The 13,602-nt window shown below is 47.3% G+C and carries 5 protein-coding genes; all 5 read left to right on the top strand.

All coding sequences use genetic code 11. From position 1 onward, the window contains the following. The first annotated feature begins 77 nt into the window (after positions 1 to 77). From QUB56_RS16910 to QUB56_RS16890, 5 genes are read left to right on the top strand one after another with little or no spacing between them, the layout of a single operon-like run. Positions 78 to 1,127, top strand: a complete 1,050-nt coding sequence (locus tag QUB56_RS16910; protein ID WP_332956642.1) for a TauD/TfdA family dioxygenase — start codon at positions 78 to 80, stop codon at positions 1,125 to 1,127. A gap of 22 nt (positions 1,128 to 1,149) precedes the next feature. Continuing rightward, positions 1,150 to 5,673, top strand: a complete 4,524-nt coding sequence (locus tag QUB56_RS16905; RefSeq protein WP_332956641.1) for an amino acid adenylation domain-containing protein — start codon at positions 1,150 to 1,152, stop codon at positions 5,671 to 5,673. A gap of 6 nt (positions 5,674 to 5,679) precedes the next feature. Further along, positions 5,680 to 7,098 (top strand): condensation domain-containing protein, encoded by a 1,419-nt coding sequence (locus QUB56_RS16900; RefSeq protein ID WP_332956640.1) that lies wholly within the window; start codon positions 5,680 to 5,682, stop codon positions 7,096 to 7,098. 31 nt (positions 7,099 to 7,129) lie between these two features. Beyond that, positions 7,130 to 8,422 carry a diaminobutyrate--2-oxoglutarate transaminase gene (ectB, locus tag QUB56_RS16895; protein ID WP_332956639.1) on the top strand — a complete coding sequence of 431 codons (1,293 nt, stop codon included), beginning with the start codon at positions 7,130 to 7,132 and terminating at the stop codon, positions 8,420 to 8,422. A gap of 44 nt (positions 8,423 to 8,466) precedes the next feature. Continuing rightward, positions 8,467 to 13,590, top strand: coding sequence for an amino acid adenylation domain-containing protein (locus QUB56_RS16890; protein WP_332956638.1), 5,124 nt, complete (start codon positions 8,467 to 8,469; stop codon positions 13,588 to 13,590). Positions 13,591 to 13,602 lie beyond the last annotated feature (12 nt).

Raw genomic sequence — 13,602 nt, 5'->3', positions numbered from 1 at the left:
TGTGGTTGACTGTTGACTGAATTTTACTCTGCCGATGCTACCGGAATAGGGATAAACTCCTCACCAAAGCAAAAACTATGACAAATACAGAAACAAAGAATCTCAATTCCCAAAAGTTAGGCTCGGTTAGGCGCAAAGCCGTCAGCTTGTCCTCAGAGGAATTAGTCAAAACCGCCTACTTCCAGCCCGAAAACCTTCTACCTCTAGTTGTTCAGCCAACAGTAGAAAAATTAAATCTCGCAGGTTGGGCACAGAACAATCGCTCATCAATTGAAACGCAGTTATGGAAGCATGGAGGAATACTTTTTCGAGGCTTTGAAGTCGGCGGGGTGAATGGTTTCGAGCAGTTTATTCAAACTATTGCTGGCGACTTGTTGGAATATTCTTTTCGCTCGACTCCGCGCAGTCTGGTGAGCGGAAATATCTACACTTCCACCGAGTATCCTGCCGAGCAATTCATCCCACTGCACAATGAAATGGCTTATTCTCGCAATTGGCCGCTGAAAATTGCTTTTTTCTGCGTCAAGAAAGCCGAACAGGGAGGAGAAACTCCGATCGCTAACAGCCGCCAAGTATTTGAAAGCCTGGATTTAAAGATTAGAGAAAAGTTTGCCAAAAAAAAGGTTATGTATGTGCGAAATTACGGCGGTGGTGTAGATTTACCCTGGCAAAATGTCTTTAATACTGATAGCAAAATTGAGGTAGAAGAGTATTGCGAAAAAGCGGGAATTGAGTTAGAATGGAAAAGTGGCGATGGCTTGAGAACTCGGCAAATATGTCAAGCTGTCGCTGGGCACCCAAAAACGCAGGAAATGGTGTGGTTTAATCAAGCTCACCTCTTCCACATTTCCAATCTCGAACCCGCCGTTCGCAAAGAGCTTTTAACTTCTTTTAAACAGGAAGATTTACCCCGCAATGCTTATTACGGCGATGGCTCGCCCCTTGAAGATTTTATATTAGACGAAATTCGTCGCTGCTATCAGCAAGCAACAACTGTTTTCCTTTGGGAAGAAGGAGATGTCTTGCTGCTAGATAATATGCTAACCGCGCACGGACGCACTCCATTCTCTGGTTCGCGTCGAGTTGTTGTCGGGATGGCAGAACCGTTTAGCTGTCAAGACATTTAGACCCCTGAAAGGAACAGTAGATATGCAAAAGGAAACAATCGAAGGGTTTAGACTTTCTCCACAGCAACGACATTTGTGGGGGTTACAGCAAAATAATCCTAAACAGATCTATGGCGTTCGAGGTGCAATTTTAATTACAGGAAACCTCGATCGAGAGATTCTTAAAAGTGCGCTGCAAAATGTCGTGAATCGGCACGAAATCCTGCGGACTAGCTTTCACTGCTTGCCTGGGATGACACTACCCCTGCAAGCGATCGCCTGCACTGGTGAAGTTCCGATCTCGGAATACAATCTCAGCGGTTTGTCTCCCGAAGAACAAGAAGCTAAAATCGCAGCGCTTTTTCAGCAACTAAACCTGCTTCCTTTTGATTTTGAGCGCGGCCCACTTTGGCATCTCTCTTTAGTCACTTTGGCGCAAAACAAGCACCTATTGCTGGCGAACTTCTCTGCCTTAATTGCAGATAGCGTCACCCTGAAAAATTTCACCCGCGAACTCAGTCTTTCATACTCAGCCTGCGCGTGCGGGGAAGAGTTCTCTGATGAGCCAATGCAATATGCCGATATTGCTGAGTGGCAAAATGAGCTGCTCGAATCAGAAGAAACGGCAATCGGCCAAGAATACTGGCGAAAGCTGAACATTGAATCTTTGGATTTATTAACGCTTCCTTGGGAAAAGAAGAATTCAGAAGCGAAATTTCAGCCGCTAGTAGAAAGGGTGGAAATTCGGGGTGATTTGTTCGACAGCCTGGAAGCGATCGCCCAAAAACACCAAAGCGATATTTCTACATTTCTGCTGACTTGCTGGCAAATTCTGATTGCGCGGCTTACCAGACAGCCAAACCCGATAATCGGCGTAACTGGAAACGCTAGGAAATATGAAGAATTAGAGGGAGCGCTGGGGCTGTTGAGTACCTATTTACCGCTACAATGCGACTTGCAAGACGAATTCAGTTTTGCCAAAATTTGGCGGCAAGTTGAGCTAAATCTCAAAGATATTCACACTTGGCAAGAATATTTCACCTGGGAAGAAACTCTAGAATCCGATAAAAGTAACGCTTTTTTGCCCATCTGCTTTGAGTATGAAACAAAGCCAGAGAAATATGGCGAGTCTGGCGTTTCATTTTTCCTCGATCGGCAAGATGCCTGCCTAGAGCCCTTCAAACTTAAACTTTCGGGCCTTTCACGAGGCAATTGCTTAACCGCCGAGTTTCGCTACGATTCGGCTTTATTTGAAGCTGAAGATGTCAAGCGCTTGTCACAATACTTCCAGGCGGTGTTAGAAAGTGCCTTAAAAAATCCACAAATACCCATCAGTCAGTTAAATATACTCAGCGATCGCGATCGTCACCAGCTTCTCGTCGAGTTCAACCAAACCCAGAAAGATTACCCGACAGACAAATGCATTCACCAGCTTTTTGAAGAACAAGCCGATCGCACTCCTGATAATATTGCCGTCATCTTTGAAAACCAAACAATCACTTACCGAGAACTTAACAATCGCGCCAATCAACTCGCCCATCACCTGCAAAACTTGGGAGTTGAATCAGAGTCAATTGTCGGAATTTGCGTCGATCGCTCTTTAGAAACAATCCTAGGAATGCTGGGCGTACTCAAAGCCGGGGGTGCCTATTTACCGATCGATCCGGCAACCCCAGCAGATCGCAAAGCGCTAATGCTAGAAGACGCTCAGGTGAAGGTTTTACTCGTACAACAGCGACTCGCTGAAAGCTTGCCGAAAACTCAGGTAAATATTGTTTGCATCGATACAGACATTCCCACTAATTCTGCCTCTTACACGCCTCGCGCCTCTTCTGACAATTTAGCTTACGTCATCTATACTTCCGGTTCCACTGGCACGCCCAAGGGAGTAGCGATCGAACACCGGCAACTGCTCAATTACCTGTACGCTATTGAGGAAAGATTAAACCTGCCATCAGGTGCCAGTTTTGCCACCGTTTCTACCTTCGCCGCCGACTTGGGCAATACAGCGATTTTCCCGGCACTTTGTTCCGGTGGATGCCTGCATATAGTATCCCAAGAACGCGCCACCGATCCAGAAGCACTGGCCCAATATTTCTGCCACCATTCGATCGATTGCCTCAAGATTGTTCCCTCGCACCTTGCTGCTCTTTTAACTTCTTCTGTCGCCGAGTCAATTGTGCCACGAACACGGCTAATTTTAGGCGGTGAAGCTGCTAGCTGGGAGCTAATTGAAAAGATTCATAAAATCAATCCAGATTGCCTGATTTTCAACCACTACGGGCCAACAGAAGCAACGGTGGGCGTACTCACCTATCAAGTGTATGGCGAGGAATTGAAAGGAATTTCCGAGACAGTTCCACTCGGCAAACCTATAGCAAATACCCAGATTTATCTACTGGATTCCCATTTGCAGCCAGTGCCAGTAGGCGTACCTGGGGAACTGCACATCGGCGGCAGCAGTCTGGCGCGGGGCTATCTCAACCGCCCCGAATTAACCGCAGAAAAATTTATTCGCCATCCCTTTGACGCGCAGGCACATCTTTATAAAACGGGTGATTTGGCTCGCTATTTGCCAGACGGAAACATCGAATTCATCGGGCGAATTGACAGTCAAGTAAAAATCCGCGGCTTCCGCATTGAATTGGGAGAAATTGAGGCAGCATTAGGGCAGCATCCAGATATCGCGCAGGCTGTAGCGGTGGCGCGGGAAGATGCGCCTGGTGAAAAGCGCCTCGTGGCTTATTTTGTTTCTAATCAGAAACAAGCGCCAAGCAGCAGCGAACTTCGCCGTTTTTTAGCGGCAAAATTGCCTGAGTACATGGTGCCTTGGGCTTTTGTAACGCTCAAAAGTTTGCCTTTAACTCCTAACGGAAAGGTAGACCGGCGATCGCTCCCAGAACCCGACAGTGCGAGAGGGAAATTAGCAGGAACTTTCGCAGAACCTCGCACGCCTGCCGAGGCAACTATCGCCCAGATTTGGGGGCAAATGCTAGAGGTCGAAAAAGTAGGAATTTACGATAACTTTTTCGAGTTAGGCGGAGATTCGATTTCAAGCATTCGCATCGTCGCCAAAATCAATCAAGCCGGCTTGCGCGTGACGCCCAAACAACTGTTTGAGTGTCCCACTGTGGCGGAGCTTGCAGCGGTTGCAAGCACAATTGAGACGCCTGAAAAACTGCTGCCTGTTCTCCCCATACAGCAGGAATTTTTAGAAGAAAAAAATTCCGGTAAGTGCCAGAGCTTTTTATTTAAAACAGACTCGGCAATCGCTCCTGAACTATGGCAGCAAGCGGTGCAAAAATTGCTCGATCGCCACGACATTCTTCGCCTGCGATTTCTCCATACAGAATCTGGCTGGCAGCAAATGTACGGTAGTTTAGATGAAATCCAAACAGAACCTTTCTCATACATCGATTTATCGGCGTTGCCAGCGATCGAAGGAGAAATTACTTTAGAAAGAACTGCCGCCGAGCTGAAAGAAAGTTTGAATCCAGCCGAGGGAATTCTCTGGCGAGCGGCTTTGTTTAACCAGGGAAAGGATCGACACAATAGCCTGCTATTAACGATTCACCAACTGGCGGCAGATAGCGTTTCCTGGCAAATTTTGCTAGAGGAACTTTCGGCGGCGATCGCGCAGTTGAGTCAGGGCAAATCCGTAGAATTACCGCCCACAACAGCAACTTTTAAACGGTGGTCAGAATTTCTGCAAGAGTACGCCAAATCGCCACAAATTCAGCAAGAGCGAGATTACTGGCTGGCTGCGCGTCAAGAAGTCTCGCAACTGCCCGTTGATTCTCCAAGCAACGATCGGGAAAACGCTGTATTAGTTTCGCTCGATGTTGAAGAAACTCGCACTTTACTGCAAAAAGTTCCTGCAGCTTATGGAACCCAAACGAGCGAAGTATTGCTGACTGCATTGGTGCAAACTTTTAATCAGTGGACGAAAGCGGATTCCTTGCTGGTGGATTTGGAGGCTTCGGGGCGAGAAATTTTTGCCAAAGATATCGATTTGTCGCGCACTATTGGCTGCTTTGCGGCGATTTTCCCGGTGCAGCTCATTCTCAAGGGCATCTCTGGGCCTGGGGAAGCTTTAAAGGCGATTAAAGAGCAGGTGCGGGGCGTACCCAATCGAGGCGCTGGCTACGGGGTACTGCGCTATTTGGGCGATGGCGCAGAAGTAGCGGCGCACCTGCAAGCCTTGGATCGATCGCAGATTAGATTTAACTACCGCGAGCAATTAGATCCGATTTTGCCTGAATCTTTGGCGTTTGAGCTAGTTGAAAGCGATCGCAGCAGCCTGCTAGGAAATCGGCGCTATCCGATCGCAATTGACTCCGGCGTGCGACAAAATAGGCTGCAACTAGAGTGGAGGTATAGCGAAGCAGCCTACCGGCGAACCACCATCGAAAAACTAGCTAAAGATTTTGTGGATAATTTGCGATCGCTTGCTGCTCACTGTCAGTCTGCCGAAGCAGCAACCTACACGCCTTCTGACTTCCCAAAAGCAAATTTGAGTCAAAAAGACCTCGATCGCTTCTTAGCGAAAATCAACCAGCGCAGGTAAAAATTCATGCAAGTAGAAAACATTGAGGATATTTACGAACTTTCGCCGATTCAGAAAGGCATTCTTTTTCATAGCTTATTCGCTCCGGAATTGGGACTGTATTTTTTCCAAATGCCCTTTTTGTTGCGGGGAAATCTCAACGTGGGCGCTTTCTCTAGCGCTTGGCAGCAAGTAGCGAACCGGCACGCGAGTTTGCGGACAGGCTTTTTCTGGCAAGATATCAACAAACCCTTACAAGTTGTATATCAGCAAGTAACAGTTCCCTTAGAGCAATGCGACTGGCGGGGGCTAAATCCTGCGGAACAGGAGGAGCAATTAAATACTTTTCTGGAGAGCGATCGCGCCTTAGGGTTCGACCTTTCCCAAGAGTGTTTGATGCGCCTGACTTTGTTTCGCCTCGCTGACAACTGTTACCAATTTATTTGGAGCAGACATTTTATCGTGATGGATGGGTGGTCAATCCCCACGATTCTCGCGGAAGTGCTTCAAATTTACGAGGCGATTTGTGATGGGAAAAATGTAGATTTAGGGCCCAGCATTCCCTACCGAGAATACATCGAATGGTTGCAAAAACAAGACGTAGCGAAAGCCCAGACGTACTGGAGGCAAGCGCTCGGAGAATTGCGATCGCCTACTTCCCTCACCAATCTAGATGCTAGCAGCGCCTTCAATTCCGAGGAAAAATACGACGAACAGAGAATCTATTTATCGCCAGAAACTACAGCAGCGCTGCAATCTTTTTCGCGGCAGCACCAGCTTACATTGAGTACGATATTTCAGGGAGCATGGGCGATGCTGCTCAGTTACTACAGCGGCGTGAGCAAAGTAGTCTACGGATGTACAGTGGCGGGACGCCCAGTAGAATTACTACAAGACGAGCCGCTAATTGGGCTATTTGTTAACAGCTTGCCCGTATGGATCGAGGTAGCTTCTGAACAATCTCTGCTAGTTTGGCTGAGGCAGCTTCAAGAACAATTACTGGAAATGCGCCAGTACGAGTGGAGTCCGCTAGTTGATATTCAAGGGTGGAGTCAAGTGCCGCGAAGCAGGCCTTTGTTCGAGAGTATCTTGGTGTATGAAAACGCGCCTGTGGATTCACTCTTGGAAAAATGGGAAGGCAATTTAGAAATCTCGAACTCGACGATTTTCTCCAAGGCGCCAAATTTTTACAAGACTAACTATCCCCTGACTGTTGCCGTGTATCCGGATCTCAATTTCTGCATCGGCATCAATTACGATTTCCGCCGCTTCGAGCTAGCCACAATTACTCACATTCTGCAGGATTTCGAGAGATTGATTCAGGGCATCTTGGCGCAACCAAACGCGCTCCTAAAGGACTTGATGTTGCCGATCGATCGCGAGTATCCCATGACGTTAAGTCTGGAAAGAGAAGTAACGTTTAGTTTTGAATTGTCCGCCGCCTAACTAACAAATTAACGAGAGTGAGAAAGTTGCCATGCATCGCATCGCCCTACAAAAGCCAAGTCAGCCAGCAAATATTTTTGAAACTCGCGAGTCTAATGTCAGAAGCTATTGCAGAAATTTTCCTGATATATTCCATCGGGCAAAAGATTCTATCATATATTCCGAAACAGGAGCGGAATATATCGATTTTTTAGCAGGGGCAGGGGCGCTGAATTACGGGCACAACAATGACTATATCAAGCATAAAGTAATAGCCTATCTGGCATCGGACGCGATCGCGCACGGATTAGATATGCACACCTCAGCCAAAAAAGAATTTTTAGAAAAATTCTTTTCCTCTGTCTTAGAACCGAAAAAGCTGGATTATAAAGTTCAGTTTTGCGGCCCAACGGGAACAAATGCCGTTGAAGCGGCTTTGAAATTAGCCAGAAAAATCAAGAAAAGACCGGGCATTTTCTCATTCATGGGAGCCTATCACGGCATGACGTTAGGCAGTTTAGCTGCGACAGGCAATATTGCCGCGAGAGCGGGGGCAGGCGTAACCTCAAATAATGTAACTTTTATGCCCTATCCCTATGGGTTCATGGAAAGTTTTAATACTATCGGTTATATCGAAGCCGTCCTAAATGATGTCAATTCTGGAATCGAAAAACCAGCGGCAATTATTTTTGAAACGGTGCAAGCTGAAGGGGGAGTAATTGTCGCGCCCGTCGAGTGGATGCAACAGCTCAGAGACTTGTGTTCACGCCACGACATTTTATTAATTTGCGACGACATTCAAGTGGGTTGCGGGCGGACAGGGCCATTCTTCTCATTTGAAAGAGCTAATATCGTTCCCGATATGGTAATCCTTTCCAAATCGATCAGCGGTTACGGATTTCCGATGTCGCTTTTGTTGATTAAACCTGAGTTGGATATTTGGGAACCGGGCGAACATACGGGTACATTTCGGGGAAATCAACTCGCTTTCGTAGGAGCTGCCGCTGCTCTAGAGTATCGAGAAAATATCCGCCTTGAACCCGAAGTACAAGTGAAAGAGTTTTTGTTAAAAAAATTCCTTACCGAAGAAATCGCCCCCATCAGCGAAAAAATAGATATCCGAGGAATTGGTTTAATTTGGGGCATCGATTTTGAAAAATTTGGCGGTGCTAGTTTTGCTAAAAAGGTCACTTCGCGGTGTTTCGAGTTGGGATTAATCGTCGAAAGAGTTGGGAGAAATGATACCGTACTCAAAATCTTGCCCCCGCTAACTATAGAATGGTCGATTTTGAAAAAAGGCTGCCTGATTCTCCAACAAGCCTTGTCCGATTGCTTGAATTCCTAATTGTCATAACTTTTTCCAATTTTTAAAATGTCAGGAGACGATCGATGATAGCCGTAGCAAATCAAATCAGGCAGCTTACCCCCATTTCAGATAACTTGTTGTCTCAAAAAATTTATTGGTTAAACAAGCTATCCGGGGAACTGCCCGAGACAACTTTGATAGGCGATTATGTAAGACCTGTGGTAGATAGCGGCAAAGAGCGAGAGGTCGCATTTGCACTGTCGAGCGAACTGTCTGAAGCGATTTTTAAGTTGGCGAAAAAATCCGATTTGTCAATTTATCTAATTCTCCTCGCTACCGCTAAAATACTGCTCCACAAATATACGAGCAATAGGGATGTTATTGTCGGCTCGCCGATTTATAACCCAGAAAAAAGCGATCGCTTAATTAATCGAGTTGTGCCGCTGCGCTCCACTGTAACTCCTCAATTGACTTTCAAAGAGTTTCTGCTGCAAGTCAAAGATACTGCGATCGCGGCCTACAGCCACCAAAATTATCCGTTTGCTGAATTAGTGCGGTTGTTAAAAATTTCCGAAACTCAGAGCCGCTGTCCAATTTTTGACGTAGCCGTCTTATGGGAAAACATTCACTCTGCAAGCGATCTCGCGGAACTCGGCAATGATTTAACAATTGCTTTGAAAGTCGATGGCAATCGGATTGTCGGCAAAATTGAGTACAGCGGCTTGCTTTTCAAAGATGAAACCATCAGAAGACTGACGGCACACTATATCAATCTTTTGGAAAACGTCACCAACAACATTCACATAAAAATTGCGGATATTAGTTTTTTAAGCCAATCTGAAATCCGCCAGATCTTAGAAAGTTTTAACGACAATGCTAGAGAGTATCCTGTCGAGCGAACGATTCACGATTTATTTGAAAGCCAGGTCGAAAAAACGCCGGATAAAATAGCTGTTGTTTTTGAAGAAACTCAGTTAACTTATCGCCAACTGAACGAAAAAGCGAATCAACTCGCCAGATTTTTGCAGAGTTTAGGAGTCAAAAATCGACAACTGGTGGGAATTCTGCAAAAACGGAGTCCGAATTTTCTCATCGCTATTCTCGCTATTTTAAAGGCGGGGGGAGTCTACGTTCCCATTGACAGCACTTATCCTCCGGAGAGAATTCGCTATATGCTTTCTCACAGCGAAGTGGGAATTCTCTTAACGGACGCTTCATTTTTAGAGATTTTGGCAAGCCAAATCGAGTATTGCCCTCAGTTAAAATATTTGGCTTGTTTAGATGTCAAGCCGGAGGGCGCGGCGAGATCTGTCACAGAAGTTCAGATATGCGATCGCCGCGATTTCGATAAACTGCCCGCAGCCAATCTAGAAACCAGCAATCGCGGCACCGATCCAGCTTACGCGATTTATACCTCGGGTTCCACCGGATTGCCCAAGGCAGCTATTATCCGACACGGCGGCGCGATCAATCACATTTACGCCCAATTTGAGGCGCTGGGATTGACTGAAGAATTTACCTTTTTGCAAAGCGCTCCCGCTTCATCGGATATTTCGGTTTGGCAATTTTTAGCTCCTCTTTTAATTGGCGGAAAAACCGTAATTGCCGACGCGGAAACAATTTGCAATCCAGAAAAATTGTGTGAGGTAATTCAAAAACACAAATTAACCCTCGTCGAACTCGTTCCCACCGTTGTCCGAGGATTGACAGACTATCTTTCAAAATTCTCGCCGCAGCAACGAGCGTTCCCCAATTTAAAATGGATGATGGTAACGGGAGAATCCGTCTCGGTAGAGTTGGCGAATCAGTGGTTGCGTTTGTATCCCTCGATCGGCGTTGTCAATGCTTATGGCCCTACAGAAGCGGCTGACGATATTACCCAGGCAATTCTTGATAAACCTTTGCCGGAAAATCAGCGATCGCTATCCATTGGCCAACCCCTCGCCAATTTAAATCTTTACATCCTCGACTCTCAGATGAAGTTATTGCCCGTCGGAGTGCCGGGAGAAATTTGCGTGTCGGGATTTGGCGTCGGCGAGGGCTATTGGAAAGATGAAAAGAACACTCAATTAAGCTTTGTGGAAAATCCCTTTCCAAATACGGCAAAACCGCTGCCAGGAATTGACAAAGATTTAATGTACAAAACCGGAGATTTAGGGCGGTGGCTTCCCGATGGAACGATCGAATTTCTAGGGCGCATCGATCGCCAGGTAAAAATTCGCGGTTTCCGCATTGAACTAGGAGAAATAGAGGCTGTATTGGAGCGGCATCCAGCGGTGCGGGAGACGGCAGTTATCGTCAGGGAAGATAGCCCCGGCAACAAGCGCCTAGTCGCCTATATTGCTGAAAACAAGGCAGAAAAAAGTGTTTCAGAGTTTCAATCCTCGAGCCTGGCAGATGAGTTATGCGGCGATTTAAAACAAAAATTGCCGGAATATATGGTGCCTTCAGCTTTCGTGCTGCTGGAAGCGCTGCCGCTTCTGCCGAATGGCAAGGTCGATCGCCGATCGCTGCCTGCACCGGAAAAAAGCGCGATCTCCGCGGTGCGATCGCCCCTTGAGGAAATGGTTGCTGGCATCTGGAGCGAAGTCTTAGGCATCGAGGGAATTGGCAGCGAGGATAACTTCTTTGAATTGGGAGGGCATTCCCTATTAGCTACTGGGGCGATCGCGCGCCTGCGAGAAGCGTTTAAAATTGAATTGCCCCTGCGCGTCTTATTTGAATCGCCAACAGTGGCAAGTTTGAGCTCGCGCATTTCCCAAATCAGCAGCAGCGAGCAAAAACAGGAAGCACCCCCCATCGATCGCGCACCGCGAGGCCCAGAATTGCCCCTTTCTTTCGCCCAACAGCGCCTCTGGTTTCTCGATCGCTTGCAACCGGGCGATCCGGCTTACAATATCCCCGCAGCCGTGCGCTTGAAAGGTGCGATCGACGTAACAGCATTAGAGCGCAGTTTCCAAGCAGTTATCAATCGCCACGAAGCCTTGCGGACAACTTTTGGCGCGGTGGAAGGGCGGCCCATTCAGTTGATAATTCCCGAACCTACTTTCGCGCTCTCAGTTATAGATTTGCAGCACTTTCCTCAATCTCAGCGAGAAGCAGAAGCCATGCGACTCGCCGCCGAGGAAGCGCAACAACCTTTTGACTTAGCAAACTGGCCATTAATGCGAGTCACTTTGCTACAGTTAGGCGACACAGAATTTATCTTATTGCTAACCATCCATCACATCGTTGCAGATGGCTGGTCCCTCGGGGTACTCGTGCGGGAAATGGCCACCCTCTACGAAGCTTTTTGCACTGGCAAACCCTCCCCACTTCCCGAACTTTCAATCCAATACGCCGATTATGCCGTGTGGCAGCGAAACTGGCTTTCTGGGGAAGTTTTAGAAGAAAAACTTGCCTATTGGAAGCAACACTTAGGCAATCCCTTACCAGTGCTGCAACTGCCTGCCAAACAACCGCGCGCCGCTGTTTCTACCTATCGCGCTGCCCTTCAACCTTTCCAGCTTTCTCCAAACCTTTCCGCCGCGCTCAACAAGCTGAGCCGCCAACAAAATGTCACCCTATTTATGACGTTGCTAGCTGCTCTGGAAACGCTGCTATATCGATCGACAAATCAGGATGACATGGTGGTGGGAACTGACCTCGCCAACCGCACCCAATTGGAAACAGAAGCTCTGATTGGTTTCTTTGTCAATATCTTGCTTTTGCGCGGCGATCTCAGCGGCAATCCTACTTTCATGGAATTGCTCGATCGCGTGCGCGAAGTCACCTTAAAAGCCTACGCTCACCAGGATTTACCCTTCGACAAATTGGTGGAGGAATTGCGGCCCGATCGCAGCCTGAATCAAACACCGCTCTTTCAAGTCTTATTCGTCATGCAAAATATGCCCATGCCTGCTTTAGAGCTAGGCGGGTTAACTTTGACACCCTTAGAACAAGACAGCGGCATCGCCAAATTTGATTTAGTTCTCTTCGTGGGAGAAACCGAGCAAGGAATTGCAGGCACTTGGAAGTACAACACTGACCTTTTTGAGGCCGCCGCCATCGAGCAAATGTCCAGCCGTTTTCAAACCTTACTCAACAGCATTGTGGCGGAGCCTGAGACTCGGTTAAATAACTTAGAAATTCTCACGGAAGCAGAAAAAGAACAACAAGCAATGCAAGAAGTCAAGCGCCAAAAGCTGAACTTTAGCAAATTTAAGAGTGTTAAACCGAAAGTAGTCACTCTGCCAGACGGCGAGTTGATAAAAACCGAATTTCTCCAGCCTGGGGAACAATTCCCGCTAGTCATTAAACCCGCTGCCAGCGATGTCGATCTCATTGATTGGGCAAAAAACAACCGAACATCGATCGAGACCAAATTGCAGCAACACGGTGCAATTTTGTTTCGAGGCTTCACCGAGCCTTTAGTTTCTACTTTCGAGCAGTTTGCCTTGGGGATTTGTCCGCAACTGTTCGGCGAGTACGGAGATTTGCCGCGCGAAGGAATCGGCGGCAAAGTTTACGGTTCGACCCCTTATCCCGCCGAGCAAACTATCTTCTTTCACAGCGAAAGTTCGCACCTGCACCGCTGGCCAATGAAAATCTGGTTTTTCTGCGTTCAACCCGCGCAGTCAGGTGGCGAAACCCCGATCGTGGATTGCCGGAAAGTTTACCAGTTGCTCAACCCCAAACTCCGAGAAAAATTGGCGCAAAAGCAACTGATGTACGTCCGCAACTACACCGACGGACTCGATGTAAGCTGGCAAGAATTTTTCAAAACGGCGCACAAAACTGAGGTGGAACAATATTGCCGTCAAGCAGCCATAGAATTTGAGTGGAAAGACGGAAATAAGCTCAGAACTCGCAAGCGGAGGCCGGCGATCGCCCAGCACCCCAAAACTGGAGAGATGGTATTTTTTAACCAACTGCTCTTGCACCATATTTCCTGCTTAGATTCCGCAGTCCGCAACTCTTTATTATCTGTCTTTGGAGAAGGAAACCTGCCTCGCAATGTTTATTACGGTGACGGCACTCCTATTGAAGATTCGGTAATGGCAGAAATTCAGGCCGTCTATCAGCAGGCAACCGTTAGTTTCCCTTGGGAAGCTGGCGACATATTAATGTTAGATAATATGTTGTCTGCTCACAGCCGCAATCCATTTGTTGGGCCGCGCAAAATTGTGGTAGCGATGGGCGAAATGATCGGGGAAGCAGAGATTTAAAAGCTGATTTCT

This window comes from Microcoleus sp. AR_TQ3_B6, assembly GCF_036702785.1.
Classification (GTDB): domain Bacteria; phylum Cyanobacteriota; class Cyanobacteriia; order Cyanobacteriales; family Microcoleaceae; genus Microcoleus.
The sequence above is the reverse complement of the archived record's forward strand: the minus strand, read 5'-3'. Positions and strand labels throughout refer to the sequence as shown.